The 22,386-nt window shown below is 59.0% G+C and carries 21 protein-coding genes; 14 read left to right on the top strand and 7 right to left on the bottom strand.

Annotation, left to right across the window (positions count from 1 at the left end; translation table 11 throughout):
- Window positions 1–155 precede the first annotated feature (155 nt).
- Window positions 156–1,079, bottom strand: coding sequence for a LysR family transcriptional regulator (locus tag IGS75_RS04875; RefSeq protein WP_141350286.1), 924 nt, complete (start codon window positions 1,077–1,079; stop codon window positions 156–158).
- 174 nt (window positions 1,080–1,253) lie between these two features.
- Here IGS75_RS04875 and IGS75_RS04870 point away from each other — a divergent pair, with 174 nt between their 5' ends.
- From IGS75_RS04870 to IGS75_RS04850, 5 genes are read left to right on the top strand one after another with little or no spacing between them, the layout of a single operon-like run.
- Window positions 1,254–2,714, top strand: coding sequence for a SidA/IucD/PvdA family monooxygenase (locus IGS75_RS04870; RefSeq protein ID WP_202257791.1), 1,461 nt, complete (start codon window positions 1,254–1,256; stop codon window positions 2,712–2,714).
- A 14-nt stretch (window positions 2,715–2,728) separates the two neighbouring features.
- Window positions 2,729–3,628, top strand: coding sequence for an allantoinase PuuE (gene puuE, locus IGS75_RS04865; RefSeq protein ID WP_202257790.1), 900 nt, complete (start codon window positions 2,729–2,731; stop codon window positions 3,626–3,628).
- The gene (gene uraD / locus IGS75_RS04860) at window positions 3,625–4,149 is read left to right on the top strand and encodes a 2-oxo-4-hydroxy-4-carboxy-5-ureidoimidazoline decarboxylase (protein WP_202257789.1); all 525 of its coding nucleotides are present in this window, start codon (window positions 3,625–3,627) and stop codon (window positions 4,147–4,149) included. Before puuE ends, uraD begins: the two co-directional genes overlap by 4 nt.
- Entirely contained in the window at window positions 4,146–4,478 is a 333-nt protein-coding gene (gene uraH, locus IGS75_RS04855; RefSeq protein ID WP_086649290.1) for a hydroxyisourate hydrolase, read from the top strand. The genes uraD and uraH overlap by 4 nt, the downstream gene beginning before the upstream one ends.
- A 9-nt stretch (window positions 4,479–4,487) precedes the next feature.
- Window positions 4,488–5,891: a nucleobase:cation symporter-2 family protein gene (locus IGS75_RS04850; protein WP_202257788.1), complete on the top strand. Its 1,404-nt coding sequence runs from the start codon at window positions 4,488–4,490 to the stop codon at window positions 5,889–5,891.
- A gap of 121 nt (window positions 5,892–6,012) precedes the next feature.
- Here the strand turns inward: IGS75_RS04850 and IGS75_RS04845 are convergent, their stop codons facing one another.
- Together IGS75_RS04845 and guaD are read right to left on the bottom strand one after the other, a co-directional pair.
- Window positions 6,013–6,993 (bottom strand): DUF3034 family protein, encoded by a 981-nt coding sequence (locus IGS75_RS04845; protein WP_202257787.1) that lies wholly within the window; start codon window positions 6,991–6,993, stop codon window positions 6,013–6,015.
- A gap of 190 nt (window positions 6,994–7,183) precedes the next feature.
- A complete protein-coding gene (guaD, locus tag IGS75_RS04840) occupies window positions 7,184–8,500 on the bottom strand; it encodes a guanine deaminase (RefSeq protein ID WP_202257786.1) in 1,317 nt (438 codons plus the stop codon).
- Between the two features lie 157 nt (window positions 8,501–8,657).
- Between guaD and IGS75_RS04835 the strand changes: the two genes are divergently transcribed.
- Together IGS75_RS04835 and trhO are read left to right on the top strand one after the other, a co-directional pair.
- Window positions 8,658–10,016: an autotransporter strand-loop-strand O-heptosyltransferase gene (locus IGS75_RS04835; RefSeq protein ID WP_408876492.1), complete on the top strand. Its 1,359-nt coding sequence runs from the start codon at window positions 8,658–8,660 to the stop codon at window positions 10,014–10,016.
- Between the two features lie 699 nt (window positions 10,017–10,715).
- Window positions 10,716–11,657: an oxygen-dependent tRNA uridine(34) hydroxylase TrhO gene (gene trhO, locus IGS75_RS04830; RefSeq protein ID WP_202257785.1), complete on the top strand. Its 942-nt coding sequence runs from the start codon at window positions 10,716–10,718 to the stop codon at window positions 11,655–11,657.
- A 218-nt stretch (window positions 11,658–11,875) separates the two neighbouring features.
- Here the strand turns inward: trhO and IGS75_RS04825 are convergent, their stop codons facing one another.
- The 4 genes from IGS75_RS04825 to IGS75_RS04810 all read right to left on the bottom strand — a co-directional run bounded on the left by IGS75_RS04825 (window position 11,876) and on the right by IGS75_RS04810 (window position 15,097).
- Window positions 11,876–12,961 carry a glycosyltransferase family 4 protein gene (locus IGS75_RS04825; protein WP_202257784.1) on the bottom strand — a complete coding sequence of 362 codons (1,086 nt, stop codon included), beginning with the start codon at window positions 12,959–12,961 and terminating at the stop codon, window positions 11,876–11,878.
- A 71-nt stretch (window positions 12,962–13,032) separates the two neighbouring features.
- Window positions 13,033–13,623 carry a sterol desaturase family protein gene (locus IGS75_RS04820; protein WP_202257783.1) on the bottom strand — a complete coding sequence of 197 codons (591 nt, stop codon included), beginning with the start codon at window positions 13,621–13,623 and terminating at the stop codon, window positions 13,033–13,035.
- Window positions 13,624–13,853: 230 nt separating this feature from the next.
- Window positions 13,854–14,231 (bottom strand): hypothetical protein, encoded by a 378-nt coding sequence (locus tag IGS75_RS04815; RefSeq protein ID WP_202257782.1) that lies wholly within the window; start codon window positions 14,229–14,231, stop codon window positions 13,854–13,856.
- Window positions 14,232–14,290: 59 nt separating this feature from the next.
- A complete protein-coding gene (locus IGS75_RS04810; RefSeq protein WP_202257781.1) occupies window positions 14,291–15,097 on the bottom strand; it encodes a PadR family transcriptional regulator in 807 nt (268 codons plus the stop codon).
- Window positions 15,098–15,221: 124 nt separating this feature from the next.
- Between IGS75_RS04810 and IGS75_RS04805 the strand changes: the two genes are divergently transcribed.
- The 7 genes from IGS75_RS04805 (at window position 15,222) to hrpB (ending at window position 22,330) form a co-directional block, all read left to right on the top strand.
- Entirely contained in the window at window positions 15,222–15,992 is a 771-nt protein-coding gene (locus IGS75_RS04805; RefSeq protein ID WP_237468991.1) for a TVP38/TMEM64 family protein, read from the top strand.
- Window positions 15,993–16,043: 51 nt separating this feature from the next.
- The gene (locus IGS75_RS04800) at window positions 16,044–17,312 is read left to right on the top strand and encodes a multidrug effflux MFS transporter (protein WP_141350309.1); all 1,269 of its coding nucleotides are present in this window, start codon (window positions 16,044–16,046) and stop codon (window positions 17,310–17,312) included.
- A 27-nt stretch (window positions 17,313–17,339) separates the two neighbouring features.
- Window positions 17,340–17,696 (top strand): response regulator, encoded by a 357-nt coding sequence (locus IGS75_RS04795; protein WP_141350311.1) that lies wholly within the window; start codon window positions 17,340–17,342, stop codon window positions 17,694–17,696.
- Window positions 17,697–17,790: 94 nt separating this feature from the next.
- Window positions 17,791–18,330, top strand: a complete 540-nt coding sequence (locus IGS75_RS04790; RefSeq protein ID WP_141350313.1) for an adenine phosphoribosyltransferase — start codon at window positions 17,791–17,793, stop codon at window positions 18,328–18,330.
- An 11-nt stretch (window positions 18,331–18,341) separates the two neighbouring features.
- Window positions 18,342–19,172 carry an NADPH-dependent oxidoreductase gene (locus tag IGS75_RS04785; RefSeq protein WP_202257780.1) on the top strand — a complete coding sequence of 277 codons (831 nt, stop codon included), beginning with the start codon at window positions 18,342–18,344 and terminating at the stop codon, window positions 19,170–19,172.
- Between the two features lie 336 nt (window positions 19,173–19,508).
- Window positions 19,509–19,715 carry a cold-shock protein gene (locus IGS75_RS04780; protein WP_041111398.1) on the top strand — a complete coding sequence of 69 codons (207 nt, stop codon included), beginning with the start codon at window positions 19,509–19,511 and terminating at the stop codon, window positions 19,713–19,715.
- 116 nt (window positions 19,716–19,831) lie between these two features.
- Complete coding sequence (gene hrpB, locus IGS75_RS04775) at window positions 19,832–22,330, top strand: ATP-dependent helicase HrpB (protein ID WP_202258217.1); 2,499 nt, start codon at window positions 19,832–19,834, stop codon at window positions 22,328–22,330.
- The last annotated feature ends 56 nt before the right edge of the window (window positions 22,331–22,386 follow it).

The raw sequence follows: 22,386 nt of genomic DNA, 5'->3' as shown, positions 1-22,386 counted from the left end.
AAATAAAAGGTTCACTTTGAAAACGGTATTTATTCGACATTTGGATGTAAAACGGACGTCCTATCCGCACCAAAGATAAAATGTAGGGCAAGCCATTGCCGTTTTTAGGGTGGTGCAAAAATGTTACAGTCTGTGTGTCTCAATAGACGTAGGGCTCAGGGAGCGGGCTGGGACTGGTTCAGGGGGGACAGGAACTCTTTTTCTAGTTCGGAAATCACCAGCCGTGCAGCGCCTGAAAGCTGGCGAGAATGGTCCACGCACAGGGCAAGTGTCAGTGGAGGGAGATCGTGGTTGGAAATCGGGATGAAAGCCAGCTCCCCGCGCGTAACTTCTTCCATGACGTCGAGCGCACTGAGGATTCCGAGGCCGACGCCTTCGCGGACCAGAGACTTGATCATCTGGATATTGTCGGAGGATGCGGCGGCGTGAATGTCGAGATTGCTGTCGATCTGAAGAATTTCGATCTGGCGGTGCAGGGCGAGCGGGGGCTCGGGCATGATCATGGGATAATTCATCGCCAGACTGAAACGGGCGTTTTTGCGTTCGGCGACGGGATGCTTCGGTTGGCAGACGAAACCGAGCGGAAAGTCCTTGTGCGCGCGGACCAGAAGACCGCGGGCATGGGTCGGGTTCAGCAGCAGAGCGAGATCGACCGAACCGCCAATCAGGGTGTCCTGGATGCGGCTGTTGTCAAGGACATGGGTGCAGATGGTAATGCCGGGATGGGTCGTGCGCATGGCGCGGAGCAGGCGGGGTAGGAAGCCGCGGGTCAGGGCGTCGGGGACCGCGATATCCACCTGTCCCCGACGCAGGCCGCGCATGTCTTCGATCTGGACGCACATATTGGTCAGGTCCCGCGACCACTGTTTGCCGTGCGCATAAAGCAGTTCGCCGGTTGCCGTCAGGCGCAGGCCGGTGGGCAGACGCTCGAACAGCGGTGTGCCGAGGGATTCCTCGCCCTGAAGGATCTGCCGGTCGATGGCGGAGGCGGCGATGCGCAGATGTTCGGAGGCGCGACGGATGGAACCGTGCTGGGCGACGGCGAGGAAGTAGCGCAGGAAGCGTGAGAAGACAGGCATGGAAGAACTGCTCTCTTTTTGCGAACGGGAGGAGCGTTTTTATGGAGTATACGACCTTGAGGCGGTGTGAAACTATCTCGGCCGACAGGTAGCCTGTCGTTTTTGTTGCGGAAAGACACTCCGGCATCCACTGGAGACTGCCCTGTCCGTGCCGGTTTTTTGAGGTTTGACCACATGACATCCACTGTTTCTCTCGTCGATGCTCCGGCTATGGAAGCTTTGGCTGCGCTTTCGGGGCGCGTGCGGGAGGATCTGGCGAAAATCCGTTATGCGACGGGTAACTGGAGCCTGACGCAGGACCGGGACGGGGAAGCGGTTCTGGATGTGGCGATCATCGGTGCGGGGCAGGGGGGCATTACGTCGTGCTTCGGGCTGCGGCGGCAGGGTGTGACCAATGTGCAGGTCTTTGAAAAAGCGGCGAAAGGTGGCGAAGGCCCGTGGGTGACGTTTGCGCGCATGATCACGCTGCGCACGCCCCGGCATGTCACGGGGCCGGATCTGGGCATTCCCAGCCTTACGCCGCAATCCTGGTTCGAGGCGCGGTATGGGGCGAAGGCCTGGGAAGATCTGGATAAGATTTCCCGCCATGACTGGCAGGCTTATCTGGACTGGGTGCGGCAGACGCTCGACATTCCGGTCGTGAACGATCAGGAACTGGTGCATGTTGGCTGGGACGAGGGGCTGCTGCGGCTGACATTCCGCAATGCGGCCGGTCAGGAGACGGTGCGTCTGGCGCGGCGGATGGTTCTGGCGACGGGCATTGAAGGCGGGGGGACGTGGCATGTACCGTCCTTCATTTCCGAGACGCTGCCGAAATCCGTTTATGCCCATACGCATGAAGACATTGATTTTGAAGCCCTGAAGGGCAAGCGGATTGGTGTTCTGGGGGCCGGGGCCTCCGCGTTCGATAATGCGGCGACGGCGCTGGAAAAGGGCGCGGGTCGGGTGGATCTGTGCTTGCGTCGAGCGAAGATCCCGGCCATCAATCCGTATCGCTGGATGGAAAATGCGGGCTTTCTGGCGCATTTCTCGGAACTGCCGGACCTGACGCGCTGGCGTTTCATGCGGCAGATTTACAGCCTGAACCAGCCACCGCCGCAGGACACGTTCTGGCGCTGCCGCCGTCATGAGAATTTTGCTTTCCATCCCGGGACGCCCTGGACGGCGACGCGGATGGATGGCGAGGAGATCGTGGTGACGACCCAGCAAGGCGAGATGCGCTTTGATTTCCTGATCATCGGGACGGGGTTCACGATCGACCTGTCGCAGCGTCCGGAAACGCAGGATTTCGCGTCTTCGGTTCTGTTGTGGCGCGATCATTTCACGCCACCGGCCGGGGAAGACAGTGCGCTTCTGGGGAGCCATCCCTATCTGGGGGCGCGGTTCCAGTTCCTGCCGAAAGATGCGTCCGATCCGAAGACGCCGATGCTGGCGGCGATCTACAATTTCACGTTCGGCGCCATGCCGAGCATGGGGCTTTCGGGTGCGTCCATTAGCGGGATGCGTTTTGGCGTGGAGAAGCTGGCGCGGGGCATTGCGCGCGATCTGTTCGTGGAGGACGGCGACAGGCATCTGGCGAGCCTGCTGGCCTATGACACGGAAGAGCTCGTCAGCCTCGATCCGCCGGTGCTTTGAGAAGGGAAACGTCCATGACGCAGGACAGCTATCCGCGGGACATGATCGGCTATGGCCGCACGCCGCCTGATCCGAAATGGCCGAACGGCGCGCGCATCGCAGTGCAGTTCGTTATCAATTACGAGGAAGGGGCGGAGAATTCGGTTCTGCATGGGGATGCGGGGTCCGAAGCATTCCTGTCCGAAATGGTGGGCACGAAATCCATTATTGGTGCACGCTGTGCGCAGATGGAGAGCCTGTACGAATATGGCAGCCGGGCCGGGTTCTGGCGGCTGCGACGTTTGTTCGATGAAGCCGGGATGCCGGTGACGGTGTTTGGTGTGGCGAAGGCTCTGGCCCGCAATCCGGATGTCGTGGCGGCCATGAAAGAGAGTGGCTGGGAAATTGCCTCCCATGGTCTGCGCTGGATTGATTATCAGGATTTCCCCGAGGACGTGGAGCGGGCGCATATCCGCGAGGCCATTGCGCTGCATACCGAAGTGACGGGAGAGCGGCCGCTGGGCTGGTATCAGGGGCGCACGAGTCCGAACACGGCGCGTCTGGTCGTGGAGGAAGGCGGGTTTGTTTATGACGCCGATTCCTATGCGGATGACCTGCCGTATTATGACCGGGCAAATGGTCGGGCGCAGTTGATCGTGCCTTATACGCTGGACGCGAATGACATGAAGTTCGCGGCGCTGAACGGTTTTACGGAAGGTGAGCAGTTTTTTACCTATCTGCGCGATGCGTTCGACATGCTGTATCGTGAGGGCGGACGGATGATGTCGGTCGGGCTGCATTGCCGTCTTGCGGGCAAGCCAGCGCGGGCAATGGGACTGCTGAAGTTTCTGGAGCATATCCGCAAACACGAGGGTGTCTGGGTGGCGACGCGGCTGGACATCGCGCGGCACTGGCAGTCTGTGCATCCGGCATGAAGATTTCAGACGTCAATGCACTGCCGGATGACGTGTTTGTGGCGCAGTTCGGTGGGCTTTACGAACATTCGCCGTGGGTGGCGGAAGGGGCGCTGAAGGCACGGCCTTTTGCGGATGTGGGTGCGATGCTGTCCGCGTTTGCGGAGGTTGTGCGGTCTGCGGGCGTGGAGGCGCAGCTTGCGCTGGTGCGAGCGCATCCGGAGCTGGGGCATCGGGCCGGGATTGATCCGGATCTGACGGAACATTCCGCTTCTGAACAGGCTTCGGCGGGGTTGGATCGGCTGACGCCTGCGGAATATGAGCGGTTTCGGGGGCTGAATGACGCGTATCGCGCGCGGTTTTCCATGCCGTTTGTGATCTGTGTGCGCAAGGTTGCGGCACCCGGAAAAGCTGCGAAAACCGTGATTATGGATGAAATGGAGCGCCGTCTGGCTGGCACTCCCGAACAGGAACTGACCGAGGCGCTGACGCAGATTGATGCGATTGCGGGGCTTCGTCTGAAAGATCTGGTGACGGCATGAGTTCTCTGTCCACGCATGTTCTCGATACGGTGTCTGGCAAGCCTGCCGCGGGTGTGAGCCTGCGTCTGTTGCAGGGGGATCGGGTTCTGTTTGAAGGCCAGACCAATGCGGACGGGCGTTGCCCGGAACTGCGGGATGTTGCAGTTTCGAAAGGGACGTATTGTCTGGAATTCCGGATTGGCGATTACTTCCGCAAAGGGGGGCAGGTTCTGTCTGATCCGCCGTTTCTGGATGTGGTGCCGATCGTGTTCGGGCTGGCGGCGGAGGCCCATGCGCATGTGCCGCTGCTGGCGGCGCCGTTCGGATATTCCACCTATCGCGGAAGCTGAGGGCTTTTCATGACTGCCGAGAACGCCGCGATGACCGGTCTGCATCCCGTTGACGAGAAACTGCCGGTCTGGCGGCTTGGGGCCTATGGGTTGCAGCATGTGCTGGCGTTTTATTCGGCGGCGGTCATTGTCCCGATCCTTGTGGCGGGGGCGCTGCATCTGCCGCGCGAGACGCTGATCCATCTGATTGATGCGGATCTGTTCACCTGTGGGATTGCTTCGCTGCTTCAGGCGGTGGGGTTCGGTCCGGTCGGAGTTCGGTTGCCGCTGTTGCAGGGCGTGACGTTCACTGCCGTGGGGCCGATGATTGCCATTGGCTCTGCTGTGGGCGGCGGAACGCCGGGGTTGTTGTCCATTTACGGGTCGGTCATCGTGGCGGGGTTTGTGACGTTGCTGATGGCGCGGCATTTCGCCGGACTGGTGCGGTTTTTCCCACCGGTCGTGACGGGGTCCATCATTCTCATCATCGGTCTGGCGCTGTTGCCGGTGGCGGCGAATGATATTGTCTCGGGGGCCAGCCCGTCCGTGATGCAGGACCATGTTCCGTTGCGGAGCATCTGGTACGGGCTGGGGACACTGGCGTCCATTCTGGTGATCCAGCGGCTGTTTCGCGGGTTTATTGCCACGATTGCCGTGCTGATCGGACTTGTGCTGGGAACGCTGGTGGCGTGGGTTCTGGGGGATGCGAATTTCGGGGAGGTGTCGTCCGCGCCGCTCCTGTCCATCACGCATCCGTTCTATTTCGGGATGCCGACGTTTCATCCGGTTTCGATCCTGTCGATGGTGATCGTCATGACGATTTCCATGATCGAGACGATCGGGAACGTCTATGCGACCGGCGAAATAGTGGACAAGCCGATCACGTCCGAAGACATCGCCCGCACGCTTCGGGCCGATGGGATCGCGACCATGCTCGGTGGTGTACTTAACTCGTTTCCCTATACGTGCTTTGCCGAAAATGTCGGTCTGGTGCGGATGACGGCTGTGAAGAGCCGCTGGGTTGTGGCGGCTGCCGCGGTCATCATGATGATGTTGGGCTGTCTGCCGCGTCTGGGTGCGCTGGTGGCTGCGGTGCCGCTACCGGTTCTGGGTGGGGCGGCGCTGGCGATGTTCGCAACTGTGGCCGTGGTCGGTGTGCAGACGCTCTCGCGGGTGGATTTCAACCGGCAGAGTAACGTGATTATCGTGGGGACCAGCATCGGGCTGAGTATGCTGGCGACGGCGCAACCGCATATTTCCGATACGTTTCCGATGTGGGCAAAGATTGTCTTTGGAAGCGGGATTACGCTTGGATCGCTGTCGGCGATTTCGCTGCATCTGATTTTTAATGTGAAGCGGACAATTCATGAGGCGGCTCATGCGACGGATGTGCCGCGTGAGTCGTTGATTGATGAGCGTATCCGCGAAGGGTAAGACTCAGGGCTCCGCCCTGAAACCCGCCAAAGGCCGGGGGGCTTTGGAAACCGATTCATCATAAGAAAGGGTGCAGGGATCGAGATCCCTGCCGGGTCCGGGCAGAGCCCGGATTGTCACGTCAGAATCCCGTCTGGGCGGAAAAATAGAAACCCGTCTGATTTTTATACGTCGCAATCGTTCCCAGCGACACATAGGCTAGCGTGACGTTCAGGTGTTTGTTGACGAAATAGCTGGTGTAGACGTCGAACCAGTTGCTTTCGTCGGTGAAGCGCTGATTGCGCGGTTTGGTACGGTATTCGACGCCGACGACCAGACCGGGAATGAAAGACGGCAGATAGCCGAGTGAGCCCTCGAACTGGGCGTGATAGTTGTTGTCCTTGTCGCCGCCGAAACCGAGAATGCCCCACTGGTTGCCTTTGGTGAAGCGGACGGTGGTGTCGATCAGGATACCGATTTTCGGAAACAGCTTGGTCACGGCGAGATAGGCATCTCCACCATCCGTATGCATTGAGCCGACTTCGTGAATGACTTTGCCGTCACTGTCATGCTTGTACATGCCTCCGATGGCGACCTGTGGGATCAGGGTGTTGTCCGCGACATGACCGAAGAGGCGGACCTTTGCACCTGCGACGTCGAGATCGAACTGGTAGCCATTGCCGATACCGAGTTTTGCTCCGGTGCCGCGGGTCTGGAAGAAGTTGTGGGTGTATGAAATTTCGACGCGGTCAAAGAAGCCCATCGAGGCGCCGACATTCTGGTCCCAGTAGTTGGTGAGGTTCACGTAGCTGTAGTGCAGGGCCATGCCGGCGCTCTTATTGGAACCATAGCCGCTGATTGTGGCCCAGCTTGCGATGCCGCCGCCGCTTGCACCTTCGAGCGAAGAAAGGCCGCTGGTTTCAAGCGCGCGCTGTCCGTCAAAGATGGTGCGGAACATGGACCGTCCGCTGCTGTTTCCGTCGTTGCCCAGCGTGACCTGAGGGGTGCTGTTGGTGGTAGTGGCTTTGGCGTCCTGTCCCGTGATGAGGTAGCCGAGGGACAGGAGGGCTGTCATAGACGTCAGGATACGGAAGAACTGAGCAGCGGTGAGGAAACGGTGCATGATTCCTGCTTTTAAGTCGCGCGCCTGAAGAGGAGCTGGAGTATTCTCGCAGATGAAATACCTCTTGTTGTATTTACTTCTGCGAGACTGAAAAATAATTAAGACAACTCTAGAATTCAAAAATTTGTCCGTGTCAAAGAAAAACGGCACTCAGTGCCATTTTTTGAATTTGATGTGTGTTCCTTTGGCTTCAGACAGTGCTGCGTTTGTGCAGGAGTTCACCGGCGACATAGGTAGCGGCGATACTGCGATCGTCCCCAAGCATGGTCAGGGCGAAGAGGCGGTCGGCGAGGGTTTCGGCGGTTTGGGCGCGGATTCGTCCAAGTGGCGTGGCAGCCGGATCAAAAACGCACAGATCGGCATAGAGACCAGGCCTGATGCTGCCGATCCGGTTTTCGAGGCCAAGGGATTGCGCACCGCCGGCTGTGGCTAACCAGAGCCCCTGTGCGGGATGGAGTTTCGTCTGAAGTCCCTGCGCGACCTTGTAGGCGTCGGACAGGACCTGAAGCAGGGACAGGGTAGGCCCGGCGCCGATATCGCTTCCGATCCCGACATGGACGCGGCGTTCAGGATTGAGAGCTTTGAAGAGCGGGAATGACCCGCTGCCAAGGAACTGGTTTGAGCCAGGGCAGTGCGCGATGGAGCAACCTGTGTCGTGGCAACGCTGGAAATCGGCTTCTTCGGCGTGGACGGCATGGGCGAGGATGGCGCGGGGGCGCAGGAGACCAGCCTTGTCGTACACGTCAAGATAGGAGCTGCGGTCGGGAAAAAGTTCGCGAACCCAGGCAATTTCCGAACGGTTTTCCAGCAGGTGGGTCTGCATGAACAGATCGGGTTTCGTGGCGAGAAGGGCGCCTGCGAGATCGAGCTGTTCAGGGGTGCTGGTGGGGGCGAAGCGGGGGGTGACGGCGTAAAGCTGGCGTCCGCGATTGTGCCACCGCGCGATGAGGTCTGCGGACTGGTCATAGCCGCTCTGGGCTGTGTCGCGCAGGTTTTCCGGGGCGTTGCGGTCCATCAGAACCTTGCCTGCAATCATGCAGGTGTTGAGGCGCTCGGATTCCTCGAAGAAAGCATCCACGGACTGGGGATGGACGGTGCAGTACACGGCGGCCGTCGTGGTGCCGACGCGCAAAAGTTCGTTCAGGAACTGCCGGGCGACAATGCGGGCATAGGTGATGTCTGCGTAGCGGGCTTCGGCGGGAAAGACGTAGTTTTCCAGCCATTCCAGAAGCTGTTCGCCATAGGAGGCGATGACCGGGAGCTGTGGGTAATGGACATGGGTGTCTATCATGCCTGCGGAAATTAGCATGTCGGGGTAGTGGTCTACGGCGCCCCCGGCGGGGATGGTGTCGCGCAGCCTGTCCCAGGAGCCGGCTGCGGTGATGAGCCCGTTTTGGGTCAGGATCAGGCCATCGGGCTCATGGTGCAGGGCGTCCATGGGATCGGTGGTGAACGGATCGGCATGGAAGGTCAGGAAGGGGCCACGGATGGCTCGGATTTGGGTCATACGGGTATCTTACGCAGGGACTTCGGTGCGTGGAACGTGTTTGTGGAGCTGGGGTGCGCTGGCATTGGCAGTCGATGCGGGGCAGGTTTATAGTATTGACAGGAAGAACCGGCTCCTGGCGCGTTCTTCAGCATGAGCTCTGGAGTATCCGCAAATGATGCCAAATGATTCTGTTTCGCCGACTGTTGCACTGGATGTGACGGATTCCGGTACGGGCGGTGATGATGGTTCAGCGTCTCCGGCGTCTGGCAGCAGCGGAGGGTCTTATCTTGCCCCTCCGCGTGTCCCGGTTCTGGAGGGCGCGCGGGGTGTGCGGTTCGATTTCAATGATGGCGCGCGTGTCATGGTGCCCTCTCTGGAGCGCGATGGTGTGCCGTCGGGTTCGCAATGGCATGTGCGGCTTTCGGACCATTTAACCGGGAATGTGCTGTTCGATGCGCGTCTCAAGGGCGGCACGGTGGCGTCCACCAAGAAGTTTTTTGTGCCGTTTCGAGTGGATGTCTGGCTGGAGCAGCCGGGCGAGACGCCGGAGCAGGTGCTGCATCATGATTTGGCGCTGTCGGGGCGGCCGGTTTTGGTGCAACTTCCGGTCGGAACGCTGGGGGATACGCTAGCCTGGCTTCCTGCGGTGCGACGTCTGGCACAGGAGAGCGGTGCGCAGGTGACGTGCTCGGTCTCCGAAGCGATTTTGCCGCTTGTGATGGGCGCTAATCCGGAATTGACGCTCGTTGGGCATGACCGCTTGAAGGCGGAGCCGGATTTCACGGCGCGGTTCTATGCGAGTTACAATATCGGGCTATTTTTCGCGGATAAGGAGTATACCCGCCAGCCGACGGATTTCCGCCATGTCGGGCTGCACCGAACGGCGGCTTACATCCTTGGCGTAGATCCCTGGAACGATGCACCGCCGGGAATCACTATTCCCGATGGCGAGAGACCGCCCGTTGCGGAGCCGTATGTAGTCATCGCCACGCAGGCCAGTACGCAGTGCAAGTACTGGAATAATCCTGGTGGCTGGCATGAGGTGATCGCGTTTCTGAAAAAGGCGGGTTATCGCGTTATTTGTATTGATCAGAAACCGTATCATGGCACCGGTTACGTCTATAACCATATCCCGCACGGGGCCGAGGATCAGACTGGAAGCCGCCCGCTGGCCGAGCGCGCCCACTGGCTGAAACATGCGAAATTCTTCATTGGGCTGTCGAGCGGGCTGGCCTGGCTGGCACACGCGGCGGGTACGCCGGTGGTGATGATTTCAGGGTTCACGCATCCAGACAACGAGTTCGCCACGCCTTACCGGGTCATCAACTGGCACACCTGTAATTCATGCTGGAATGACCCGGCGTTCCAGTTCGATCACAAGGACTTCTTGTGGTGCCCGCGCCACAAGGGCACGGACCGGCAGTTCGAGTGCTCGCGATTGATTACCGGGACGCAGGTCATTCATACCATCAGACGGTTGATGACGGATCGGGGGTTTGCGGGCGCGGAGCATGGCGCGCCCGTCTCTGCATAAGCAGGGCTTCAATCAGGGCGCAGACATAGATCACCAGACTGAGCTCCATCACGGGCAGGATGCGATGGCTGGAGGTATAGATCGTGGGGAAAGGGGCTTGTCAGGTAAGGTCACGGCGAACGCGCCCAGAAGGAAAAATACGACATAGGCGTTCATCCAGACTGTCGCGATTACTAGAAAGATGATGAACGAGCCGTTCCGCAGGATTGTTGTCTTAAAAGCGGTAGGTATGGGAAATTCTGTAACGGCTCTGTCCTGAAATGATGTCCAGGTGAATGGTCGCTCCTGGTATCATGCCGGCAGGCTTTTTTGGCGGTTCCGGTGAAGCTGGATCGGTTATGAAAGGCATTAGCCTCTGTATGGAAGTTTCGTGCGGTATCGGGTCTTTCTTGATGCCGGTAGAGGATGGAGAATTTCTTTTCTCCGTTTTCTACAGTGAGGATCAAAGTGGCTTTTTCGCCGGGCCAGGCACCTGAATGGAGTCCGGCGAAAACCGCAATGGTGTTTCATGGATCTGCAGAGCTGTTGCGGGCATTGGGGCTGTATGCTGTTCATCATGCCTTTCGGATATGGGGGAAAGGTTAGGGGCCTGCGATGAAGCGGGGCTGGCATGACGGCTTTGGCCCTGATATCTGCGGGGTTGTCTTTTTCATTCGATCGCGGCTGTGTCTGCGATCCCGGTAGCCGGATGCCTGCCCCATGTCCGATACTTTTGAACCGATCCGCATTGTCGCGCTGTATCATTTCACGCCGTTCGAAGCTCCGGCCGCATTGCGCGGGCCGTTGCTTGAGTTGTGTGAAAAGGAAGGGATCAAGGGAATCCTGCTTCTTGCGCGCGAGGGGATCAACGGGACAATTGCCGGGACGGATGAAGGCATGGAGCGCGTGATGGCATATATTCGTGCGCTGCCGGGCTGTGCGGATCTGGAGAGTAAGGACTCGCGGGCTCCGGAATTGCCATTTCGTCGCATGAAGGTGCGTCTGAAAAAGGAAATCGTTACGATGGGGGAGCCGGATATTGACCCGCGTCAGGGCGTGGGACGGTATGTGGCGCCAGAGGACTGGAACGCGCTGATTTCGGACCCGGATACGATCCTGATCGATACACGCAATGATTATGAAGTGGCGATCGGGACGTTCAAAGGTGCGGAAGATCCCAAGACGAAATCATTCCGCGAATTTCCCGAATGGTTCCGCAAACGTCGGCAGGAACTCGAAGCGAAAGGCCGGCTGCCGAAGATTGCCATGTTCTGCACGGGCGGTATCCGCTGCGAAAAATCAACGTCCTTTGCACGGGCGGAGGGGGTGGATGAGGTCTATCACCTTAAGGGCGGCATCCTTAAATATCTGGAGACCGTTCCGGAAGAGGAGAGCCTTTGGGAGGGTGAGTGCTTCGTGTTCGACCAGCGTGTGTCGGTAAAGCATGGGCTGGAGATCGGAACGCATGATGTCTGCCATGCTTGTCGTCGGCCGCTGAATGAAAAGGACAAGGCCTCGCCACTGTTTGTGCAGGGTGTGTCGTGCCCACATTGCCATAACGAGCGCACGGAAGAGCAGCGCCATCGCTATGCTGAACGTGAGCGTCAGGAAGCGCTGGCTCAGGCGCGGCGGACAGGGCATCTGGGTGTTCGACAGCAGTAAGCGGGAAGGACGCTTGTAAAACGCTCTTGCTGAATATTCGCTATCGCCCTCATCTCTGCCGTTCAATTAACTGTCACGCTTTATCGATAGAGGATATTACTGTCAACTTGTATCCACGAAAACTAATTTAAATATTGTGAAAAATATTACAGTATAGAGTTTATTAATGGAAAAATTTTCTATGTGGAAGTATTTCTGAAAATTTTTAAGATAATAATTCAATTTCTTATGAAATTTCTGTAAAAATTTCCGACTTTCCGAGCATAGGATGGAAACTGAAAAGCCTTTGCCCGCACAAGTCCAGCTTGGATTAAGGACTGGTATAGAAGATCGTTTGTGCCAATTCTATGTATGGCTTCACTTATTTCTTTCACATCCAAGGGAGAGACCAGAAGTGCGGCCTGCTGGGCAATTTCTTCTGTGGCATGTCCAAAGCTGGTTATGACTGGAGTGCCCAGGAGCATAGCCTCAATGATCGGCAATCCGAAACCTTCTGCCAAAGAGGGGTAAATAACTGCACGGGCTTCCTGAATCGCTCTGATAAGGGCGCTTCGGGAACACCATGGGATTAGATGGACCAGTTCGGGTCTCGGGTGAGTGTGAAGAGCCGCGAGTTCAACCTTGGCTCCGAAGCCTTGATTGCCAATGAGCGTTAAAGGGCGGCTGGTTTTGGAGAGTCCGTGAGCAGTAATGATTCTCTCAATATTTTTGCGTTTCTCGATGGATCCAAAATATAAGAAACCATTACTGGGGCAGGGGGGCGAAGTATATCTGGCTTCCTGGAGTTCCTCGTCCGAAAAACTGACTGTCTGAGGCAGGAGGGTGATTTTGTCTTCTGCGATTCCCAATTCGGAGATCAGGTCTGCCTGGACGGCCTTGGATACGGTCACGATGCCGTCTGCCTGTTCACAGCATTGGAGTAGAAGGCGCTGCATTTCCGCTTTGGAAAAATTGCCGTATTCAGGATGAAGAATAGGAATGATGTCATGGATCGTTACAACATTCCGGGTATTTTTCCACATTAGGGGGAGTGGGTAAGTCCAGTGCATGAGAGAGGGAGGCTCTGGACTCTCCAGATACGTCATTTTGTGCCACGTTCTGCTGCGGACAGTGGCGGTACGGTAAAGGTCGTGGACCTGATAATGTATTCCGTTCCTTTGAACCAGCCGCTCTGAAAAGCTGGCTTTCAGTAGTCGCAATATCTGACGTGGCACAGAATGTGGGTTGAGATCCGGACGACCTCGTTGCAGGTCCAGAAGTCGGGAATGCTCAAGCTCCTCGGTTTCACAGGCTTTTTCTAACATCCGGGCATAGGTTGCTACGCCTGTTCCGCCTGAACGTCCCGTGCTGCGGGTGTCAAAGCAGATCCGCATCATTAGGACTGGCGGCGTTTTTCACTTTTGGTGCCGCAGATGCGGTCCCAAAAAATTGCTGTCACCGCGAAATTACGATCTGGCTTTGCATAGTGGTGCAGCATGTGGTGGCGGTGCAGACGGCGGAAAAACGGCCATTTTTTCATGGGGAACTGGTGGCAGGCGTAGTGGATGAAGTCATATCCGACATAACCCAACAGGAATCCCAGAAAGATCGCCTTTCCATTCTGATGGAAAAGCGAAACAGCTCCGAACCACAGAGCAGCTGCAATTGGAACCGTCACATTCAGGGGAAGCATATTGCGGAGGGGATCTGAGGGCAGGTCATGATGATTGCCGTGGATGATAAAGATCAGATGCTGGCCAAAAGCAGATTTCAGCTCCAGATGAAAAAGAAAGCGATGCCCCAGATATTCTATAACGCTCCACATCAGAAAACCCAGGGAAACCAATTCCAGAAAATGGCCAGCAGGCATAGGTAAAGTATTATAAATAACCAGGGCCAGTATAAGGGCCCAAAACGGCAGGAATATCTTCATTGGCATGAACGTCATCAGTTCCAGCCAACGGTTTTGGAAAAGCCTTACGGACATCTCGCTACCTGATCCCTTCTGCAATATGCCCGCAATCGCCTACTGCGCTTTAGATAAAAATCAATCTCCTTAATTCTAACGGCAGATCGTGCGTAAGTAAAATTGGAATAGAGCCTTCGCACCTTGATACAACGTGCTTTTCCTCTCATTTCGTTGCATAAAAAATAGATCAGCAATCAGTTGCAAGATCGTGAAATCTAACTCCGAGTTCGGAAAGTTCTGGAAGAACGCTAGGATTTTTCCACCAGAGCCTTGCAACGCATCCAGGACATACGGTCGCGGAAGATGAACAGGACGTAGTAGTCCAGCTCGCGGCTACGGGTTTTTGTGGTGCGGGTATAGAAGGGATAGACATCAAACGGGCCCTGAAGCCTGGCGGGTACGGGTTCGGACGGTAGGATGCAGTTCACTCGGAACAGGGGCATGTAGATTGCATCATCGCCAGGGTTGCGTCGCACATGCCACAGATTTCTCCGGAATTTTTTCAGCCGTTCAGGCAGAAGAAAGACCATCGATTTCTCGATGAATCCTTCTCCGAAATGCTCCGGCCGATAATACCGCATATCTTCGGGCATGTTGCAGAAATGGGGATGGTCCTGAACGATCATGGATTATCCTTTACGGCAATGTATCGGCCGTTGGGAGGGGTGCCCCGATGTCTCCGGCCTTATTCGGCCGGAGCGTTTTCCGAAGATGCCTCGTCGGACGCAGGAGCTGCGATCTCCGTGGCAGCACGGCGCAGGATTGCGACAATCCGCCGCAGCTCCTCTGCATCCGCGCCACGGCGGGACTTCAGGGCAGCCTTCAGCGCAAAGCGTGCGTCATGGAACTCCTGCCCCAGCGTCGGGTCGAGATCGTTGACGCCGGTGAAAGCATCGCGGACATCCGCCATGCGGGCGCCGATCCGGCTCATGATGTCGAGGATGCGGGCTGCCTCCTCTTTATTGGCCTCGTGATGCGCTTTTCCCTCATCCGTCAGACTGTAGAGTTTGCGGGTGCCTTCCTGGGTGACGGCGGCAAGACCGGTCTCTTCCAGATAGGTGAGGGACGGGTAGATCACGCCAGGGCTGGGCTTGTAGAACCCACCGGACCGTTCTTCGAGGCGACGGATCAGCTCATAGCCGTGGGCCGGGGCTTCGGCGAGCAGGGCCAGGATGACGAGCTGAAGCTCATCGGCCGTCAACTTGCGACCGCGTGCGAAGCCTTCGCCCCCCAGATCGCCGCCAAAACCTTTGCCGAACCGGCCGCCGAAACGTCCACCGCCCGGGCCACCACGGCCACCATGCCGACGGCCGGGACCGCCTTCACGGCGTCCTTCGCCCCGTTCGGCTCCGCGAGGGCGACCTTCACCGCGCTCTTCTCCTTCCGCAACAGGACGTCCCATGCCGAAAAAGCCGCGGCGATGGCCGCGATGTGACCGCTGTCCGGCATCCAGACGTTCTGTGTTGAAGCGGTTAGTCTTGTGTGTGAACATAATATTCTCCTATTCGATATATCGAAAGATATAGTATCTTAAGATATATCTTCAAGAGGAAAATGCAGGGATATGATTTTTTCCTAAAGCCATATCCCTGCGACAGGGACGCCAGCATGAACGCGTGTTTACGCTTCGGCCCATAGCCGCCGGGGCCTGCGGCTGGTATCGGGCAGGGATGGGTAGCCCGATTTCTCCTCCCCCCGCTCCGGAACTGCGTCGCACGCTGCGACAGATCGTTCCCTGGCGCGCCGCCCTAACGATCGGCGCGATGCTGGTTCTGGTGGCCGCACTCCAGCGACTGCCGTTCATCCATCATCTGCTGGAAAATGCGCCGCACTGGCGCGAGACGCCGGGCGCGCCACTGTGGTTCCTGCTGCTGGCCGTCCCCTATAGCGCCTGCGGACTACCGAGGCAGGCGCTTTGCGTGGCAGCGGGGCTGGCATTCGGATTATGGGGCGGGCTTGTCCTGTGTTCGCTGGCCTATATGCTGGGGGCGGTTCTGGCATATGGATGGGCACGGGGCCTGGCTCCGGCGGGCTTCCGGGAGCGGCTGCATGACAGGCTGGAAGCGGATTATGCGCCTCTTGCTCGCACGCTTCATGCAAGGCCTTTCCGAGCGGTTCTGACTCTTCGTCTGATGCCGGTGGGGTCTGCCCTGCTGGTCTCGACGGCGGCGGGGCTGTTCGAACTCCCGCTGCTGCCGTTCTCGGTCGCGACATTTCTGGGGGGGCTGCCGCAGACGTTGATCTTCGTTCTGGTTGGGTCCGGGACGCGAATCGGCCATGTTCTTCAGTTGGGACTTGCGGGAATCCTGTTCGTCGTGTCGGGTGTGCTGGGCGCTGTTCTGCTGCGTCAGCATGGCCAGACGCATGATCGGGCCGATGCCTCCTGACCAAGCCATCAGACCACCACTCCGAAACCTGAAGCAAACAGGCAGACGCGCATGACAGATCAGAACATGACATTCAGACGGGGAGATCCCCTGCCCGCATGGCTGCCGGTTCTGCTGGGAATCTTTACGGCTGTCGGGCCGGTCTCGACGGATGTCTATCTGCCGGCCCTGCCTGAAATGGAGCGTCAGCTTCATACGGCGGCGGGGTCGGGGAGTGCCACGATGGCCGCCTGGGTGATCGGGCTGGCCATCGGACAGATTACTATCGGTCCGATCTCGGACCGCTTCGGCCGTCGCTGGCCGCTGCTGCTTGGCATGCTTGGCTATACGCTCGGCGAGATCGGTTGTGCGCTGGCGCCAAGCATGACGTTCCTGTGCATCTGCCGTGTCTTCTCCGCCATCATGGCCTCGGCTGGGCTCGTGGTGCCGAATGCCTGTATCCGCGATCTGACGGAAGGTGACGCGTCCTCTAAAATGATGTCCCGCCTGATCGTCATCCAGGGCACTGTGCCGATCCTGGCCCCGATGCTGGGTGGCTTTGCGTTGAAATTCGTGGACTGGCGCGTCATCTTCTGGGTTACGGCCGTTTATGGCGGGATCTGTACCCTCCTGCTGATGACGATCTTCCCTGAAACGCTCGCCCCCCACGACCGGCGGGACCTGCGTCCCATCTCTATTATCGAACGCTACGTTTATATCCTGCGGACCCGCAGTTTCGTGACGAACGGTCTGGTCTGGAGTTTTCTGGGCTTCGTGACCTTCACCTATCTGACGGCAGCGCCCATGCTGTTCGAGGACGTGTTCGGGATGTCTCCGTTCCATTACGGCATGCTTTTCGGCCTGTTCGCGGTCTGCATGATCGGTGCGTCGGCTATTAACGGGCAGCTTGTCGGGCGCGTCAGTACGGGCCGGATGCTGTTCTCCGGACTAGGAGTCAGTCTGGCGGGATGCGCGATCCTGCTGCTGCTGGCTCTGGCCTCGAATTATGACCTTGATCCTCAGGGCCATATTAAGGCGATGTTCCTGTGGCCGCTCATCATCGCGCTCATCATCGCGATGGGGCCGACGGGCATCATCGGTCCGAACTCCATGGTGGGCGTCCTGTCCGAACAGTCCGACCGTGCTGGTTCGGCCTCGGCGCTGGCAGGGACGATGCAATATCTGTTCGGCGCCGTGGCGAGCGCCCTGTTCGGGCTGATGCCGTCGGGAACTGCCGTTCCCATGGCACTTTTTCTATCCTTCGCTTTTGTTGCGGCCATGGGGTCTGCCCTGCTGCGTCCCAACCTGCCGGCCGTGGCAGAACCGCCGCACCACTCCTGAAAATATATCTGTCATGAGGGCCCTGCCATGAAAGCTTTGCTTGTCGAAGACGATGTCGCCATCGCCCTGGTGGTCGAAACGGTTCTGGTTCGCGAAGGATGGAACGTGCGCCATGTGCCAGATGGCGCCTCGGCGCTGGAAGGTGATGAGGCACCGGATCTTCTGGTGACGGATCTCAATCTGCCTGGTGCACAGACCGGGTTGGAAATTGCGCATCTGCTGCGGGAGCGCCGCCCTCAGATGGCTGTTGTGCTCATGTCGGGAGATTACGAAGACAGCGATATGGCCCCTCGGGGTATGGCCGTCCTGCCCAAACCGTTCCGCAGGGCAGGGCTTCTCGCAGCCATTGCACAGGCCATCGAACAGGTGCGTGATCAGGCTTAAGGTTAGGCGCCCAGCGCAATCCGGGCTTGAGTCGGGGGGGAGAGTCCCCTACATGCCGCGCTGTTTGCCATGACCAGATGAAAGCAGTGCCGCCATGTCGTTTCAGGATCCCCAGCCTCTCGATCTCAAGAGTTACATCCGTGAGATTCCGGATTTTCCGAAGCCGGGCATTCTGTTCTACGACATCTCGACCTTGATCCGCTCGCCCGACGCCTGGCAGGTCGCCACCGCCCGTCTGGCCCGTGCGATCACGGCGTGGCAGCCGGATATTCTGGCCGGAATCGAAAGCCGCGGCTTCCTGACGGCTGCCCCGCTGGCCCTGCGTCTGGGCTGCGGCTTCACGATGCTGCGCAAACCGGGCAAGCTGCCGGGCAAGACCATTTCCCTGAAATACGGCCTCGAATATGGTGAGGACGAATTGCACATTCAGGCAGACGCCATCAAGCCAGGTCAGCGCGTTGTGGTGCTGGACGATCTTCTGGCAACGGGTGGTACGCTCGCGGCCTCCATTGATCTTCTGCGCAAGGTCGGGGCTGAAGTCGTGGGCGCTTCCGTGCTCATCGAACTTGCGGACCTGAAGGGCCGTGAGAAACTGGACGTTCCGCTGAACGCTTTGATGACATACGACGAATAAGGAAACACTATATGTCGGGCACTTCTTCCGAACGGATTTCCACGCTGTGGCAGACACGGTACCGCACACCAGCGCCGAAAACCCTGCCGGACAACGCGGTGCTCGACCTGCTGCTGTCCCATCATTCGGTCCGGGCCTACCTGTCCGATGCCCTGCCTCACGGCACGCTGGAAGCGGGTATTGCTGCGGCATCTTCGGCCGCTACGTCCAGTAATCTTCAGGCATGGTCCGTCGTGGCTGTCGAAAACCCAGAAACGCGGGCCAGACTCGCTGAACTGTGCGGCGGCCAGAAGCATATCGAAGTCGCCCCGTTGTTCCTCGCATGGATCGTGGACTTGTCCCGGCTGGAGCGGATTGCAGAGCGGGCAGGGACGGGACACGAGGCGCTTGATTACGAAGAAATCTTCCTCATGGCGACGCTCGATACAGGTATTGCGGCCCAGAACGCGGTAACCGCCTTCGAGTCCCTCGGACTGGGTACGGTCTATATCGGGGGTTTGCGCAATCATCCCGAAGAAGTCGCCAGTCTCCTCTCTCTTCCGCCGCGTTCTGTCGCGGTTGTCGGACTCTGTGTGGGTAAACCTGATCCGTCCGCCCAGAATGGCTACAAACCCCGCCTGGGACAGGACGTCGTCCTGCACCGCGAGCGTTACAGCACGGAAAACGAGGCCGAAGGCATCGCGGCCTATGACCGTATCGCGGACGACTATCAGAAGGAACAGGGCCTGACTTCGCGTGCCTGGTCAGAGACTGTGGCAACACGGGTGGACAGCTTCAGAGGCCTGAGCGGACGTCACGTCATGCGCACGGTGCTGCACAAGCTCGGCTTTCCGCTCCGTTAAAAGTGAATTTCAGGGCTGGAGAAGAATAGAAGAAATGTTTTTTTGCCCTGAAAGTTGTTAAAGAGATCAAGGATTTCTTTATTCAGAGATTTGACGCACTTATTGGTATTGGGAAAACAAATTTTTTTGTGAAAACCTTTCCCGATGAAATATACGGGGAGGGTTTATTTTGAACTTGCTCCTAAGTGGATTTTTCAGGCATAGTCCACGTGCAGCTGTTTTTCTGGCTGGAGAATATCGTCTGCCACATTCGTGTAGCAGCCCACCTTTCCTCTCTGAAAAAACTGATTACGTGCATGTTTGCGCGTAAAGCTGCGTTATCAAAGGAGACCTGCAATGGCGACAGGTACAGTAAAGTGGTTCAACGCCACGAAGGGCTTTGGTTTCATCCAGCCCAGCGACGGCACCACAGACGTTTTCGTTCACATTTCTGCTCTCGAAAAAGCCGGGTTGCAGAACCTGAACGAAGGCCAGCAGGTCTCTTACGAGATTGAAGACGGCCGCAACGGCCGCAAGTCTGCAGGAAGCCTCAAGGCGCTCTGACGAAATGGTGGCTCCGGCCACCATTTTTCGTTTCAGCTCCTTCCCCGCGCCATCGCTTTTTCGCGCAGACGCACGGTATAACAGCGGCTCTGACCTGCTGTGCCGGAGCCCGCGTCCTGACTGTTACCCTTCCCCCTGAACTTCCTGTCACGGCCATCCTGCCAGAGCTTCTGGCGACGTTGCAGACACAGCCTAACGCCGTTCTCGTCGCGCCTCCGGGTGCGGGCAAGACGACGCTGACGCCGCTTGCGCTTCTGGACGCGCCGTGGCTGGGAGCGCAGCGTCTGATTCTCGTGGAGCCGCGTCGCGTGGCGGTGCGTGGGGCGGCCTCGCGCATGGCGTCGTCGCTGGGTGAAAAGCCGGGTGGCATCGTGGGGTTCCGCACGCGCACCGATTCCGCAATGTCCGCCAGAACGCGCATCGAGGTCGTGACCGAGGGTCTGCTTCTGCGCCGTCTGCTGACCGATCCGCTGCTGGATGGTGTGGGCGCGGTGCTGTTCGATGAAGTGCATGAACGCTCGCTGGATCTGGATGCGGCACTGGCGTTCTGTCTGGACATGCAGCGCGAAATGCGGCCCGATCTGCGGATTTTGGCCATGTCCGCCACGCCGGATGGCCGGGCGTTCACGACGCTGATGAACGCCCCGCTGATCGAGAGCGAGGGTCGCCAGTTCCCCATCGATATCCGCCACACCCGCGACATTCCCCACAGGCGGGACCTGCCTGAAGCCTGCGCCCGCGCGATCCGTCAGGCACTGGTGGAAGAAGACGGCGATATTCTCGCCTTCCTACCCGGCGTTGGCGAAATTCGCCGCACTCAGGCGCTGCTGGACGGCACAGTCCCCGTTTTCCCGCTGCACGGCGAACAGATGACCGAAGATCAGGACCGCGCCATCGCGCCGTCGGACACGCGCCGCGTCGTGCTGGCGACGTCCATTGCCGAGACGTCTGTCACGGTTTCGGGCGTGCGGATTGTTGTGGATGGTGGTCTGCGTCGTGCCCCGCGGCTTGATCCGAATACGGGCCTGTCGCGGCTGGAAACGTTGAAGATTTCCCGCGCCACCGCCACCCAGCGCGCAGGCCGTGCGGGGCGGCAGTCTCCGGGCATTGCCATCCGCCTGTGGTCGGAGATGACGCAGCGTAGTCTGCGCCCGCAGGACGCGCCGGAAATTCTCGTGGCCGATCTGACGGATTTCGCGCTCGTCACCGCCGCCTGGCAGGAAGTCATGGGAACGGCTCCAGACAATCTGCCACTGCTGGACACGCCGCCTTCCGGCGTTCTGGCGGGCGGGCGCGAACTGCTGCGGGAACTTGGCGCGCTGGATGATGCCAACCGCATCACGGCGCTTGGCAAACACATGGCGTCTCTCGGCACGCATCCGCGTCTGGCCGCGATGCTGTGCGCGGCCCGGACCCTGCCGGAGCGCGTGACGGCGGCCTGTCTGGCGGCGTTGCTGGAAGAACGCGATCCGCTTCGTCCACGTCCGAACCGTCCGTCCGGCCCTGCCGCAGGAGCCGATATCCGCGTTCGCTTTGCCCTGTTTGAGCATGACGACTTGCGCGCGGACCGGGCCAGCCTGTTCCATATGCGTCAGTCCGCCAAACGCTTTCTGCGCCGGATGGGAGAGCGGGACGTGCCACTGGTGCCGCTTCCGGATCATGCGGGCGCGTTGCTGGCCGCCGGTTTTCCGGATCGTGTGGCACAGGCGGCGGGCGAGCTTGGGCGTTTCCGTCTGGCGGGCGGGGGGAGTGCCCGCGTTTCGGTCAATGATCCGCTGGCCCGCGAGAAACTGCTGGCCGGGGCGGCGTTTCACACGCGGACCTCAACGGAAATCACGCTCGCAGCCCCGCTGGATGCCGAAAACCTGCCCAGGACCCTTCTGGACCGGACCCGTGAGCAGGTCGAGACGACGCTGGACGGCACATCCGGCCGCATCATCGCCCGTCGCAGGCTTCGTCTGGGCGCGCTGGTCTTGCGCGACCGCAACGGCGAGATCAGCCCCGAGGAAGCGCAGAGCCTTCTCTTGCAGCAGATCGCCGCGACTCCGGCGCAGGCCCTGACCTGGACGGAGGCGGGCCGTCAGTTTCAGGCCCGTGTGGCCCATGCCCGCGCGACCTATGCGCCGCATCTGCCGGATCTGTCCGACGACGGTCTGGCAGCGTCTCTGGAGTGGCTGGAGCCGTATCTTGCGGGATGTGACCGGCTCGCGCAGGTCCGGGCGCTGGACCTGTTGTCCATCCTGCGTGCGCGGCTGGACTATGCCGATCTCGCCGCGCTGGACCGCAAGCTGCCGCCGCGTCTGACGTTGAAGGCCAGCACGCACGATATCGACTATACCGGCGCGGTTCCTACGGTTTCCGCCCGCGCGCAGGCCTTTTACGGGACGGCCCGGACGCCGGAACTCGCGGATGGACAGCTGGCCCTGCAATGCGCGCTGCTGTCCCCTGCTGGTCGTCCGCAGGCGATCACAGCAGATCTGGAAGGCTTCTGGAAAGGAAGTTGGGCCGATATGCGCCGGGACATGCGAGGCCGCTATCCCCGCCATGACTGGCCCGAGGACCCTGCAACGGCAGAGCCGCCGAAAGCGCGTTCGAAATCTCAGCAGGGGCGCTGAATCGTCAGGATCTTGGGATGTGGAACAATTCTGTGTTAGCAGATTTGGTATGACGA

Source organism: Gluconobacter sphaericus (assembly GCF_016757795.1).
Lineage (GTDB): Bacteria > Pseudomonadota > Alphaproteobacteria > Acetobacterales > Acetobacteraceae > Gluconobacter > Gluconobacter sphaericus.
Note: the sequence above shows the minus strand (reverse complement) of the source record. Positions and strands in the feature narration are given on the sequence as shown.

Excerpts from the sequence above, each read along its gene's own strand:
- IGS75_RS04835 (WP_408876492.1), top strand. The coding sequence starts at position 8,658 with ATGCCAAATGATTCTGTTTCGCCGACTGTTGCACTGGATGTGACGGAT.
- trhO (WP_202257785.1), top strand. The coding sequence starts at position 10,716 with ATGTCCGATACTTTTGAACCGATCCGCATTGTCGCGCTGTATCATTTC.
- IGS75_RS04780 (WP_041111398.1), top strand. The coding sequence starts at position 19,509 with ATGGCGACAGGTACAGTAAAGTGGTTCAACGCCACGAAGGGCTTTGGT.
- puuE (WP_202257790.1), top strand. The coding sequence starts at position 2,729 with ATGACGCAGGACAGCTATCCGCGGGACATGATCGGCTATGGCCGCACG.
- IGS75_RS04870 (WP_202257791.1), top strand. The coding sequence starts at position 1,254 with ATGACATCCACTGTTTCTCTCGTCGATGCTCCGGCTATGGAAGCTTTG.
- IGS75_RS04785 (WP_202257780.1), top strand. The coding sequence starts at position 18,342 with ATGTCGGGCACTTCTTCCGAACGGATTTCCACGCTGTGGCAGACACGG.
- IGS75_RS04820 (WP_202257783.1), bottom strand. The coding sequence starts at position 13,623 with ATGTCCGTAAGGCTTTTCCAAAACCGTTGGCTGGAACTGATGACGTTC.
- IGS75_RS04810 (WP_202257781.1), bottom strand. The coding sequence starts at position 15,097 with ATGTTCACACACAAGACTAACCGCTTCAACACAGAACGTCTGGATGCC.
- guaD (WP_202257786.1), bottom strand. The coding sequence starts at position 8,500 with ATGACCCAAATCCGAGCCATCCGTGGCCCCTTCCTGACCTTCCATGCC.
- IGS75_RS04790 (WP_141350313.1), top strand. The coding sequence starts at position 17,791 with ATGTCGTTTCAGGATCCCCAGCCTCTCGATCTCAAGAGTTACATCCGT.
- uraD (WP_202257789.1), top strand. The coding sequence starts at position 3,625 with ATGAAGATTTCAGACGTCAATGCACTGCCGGATGACGTGTTTGTGGCG.
- IGS75_RS04825 (WP_202257784.1), bottom strand. The coding sequence starts at position 12,961 with ATGTTAGAAAAAGCCTGTGAAACCGAGGAGCTTGAGCATTCCCGACTT.
- IGS75_RS04875 (WP_141350286.1), bottom strand. The coding sequence starts at position 1,079 with ATGCCTGTCTTCTCACGCTTCCTGCGCTACTTCCTCGCCGTCGCCCAG.
- IGS75_RS04850 (WP_202257788.1), top strand. The coding sequence starts at position 4,488 with ATGACTGCCGAGAACGCCGCGATGACCGGTCTGCATCCCGTTGACGAG.
- IGS75_RS04800 (WP_141350309.1), top strand. The coding sequence starts at position 16,044 with ATGACAGATCAGAACATGACATTCAGACGGGGAGATCCCCTGCCCGCA.
- IGS75_RS04845 (WP_202257787.1), bottom strand. The coding sequence starts at position 6,993 with ATGCACCGTTTCCTCACCGCTGCTCAGTTCTTCCGTATCCTGACGTCT.
- IGS75_RS04815 (WP_202257782.1), bottom strand. The coding sequence starts at position 14,231 with ATGATCGTTCAGGACCATCCCCATTTCTGCAACATGCCCGAAGATATG.
- IGS75_RS04795 (WP_141350311.1), top strand. The coding sequence starts at position 17,340 with ATGAAAGCTTTGCTTGTCGAAGACGATGTCGCCATCGCCCTGGTGGTC.
- uraH (WP_086649290.1), top strand. The coding sequence starts at position 4,146 with ATGAGTTCTCTGTCCACGCATGTTCTCGATACGGTGTCTGGCAAGCCT.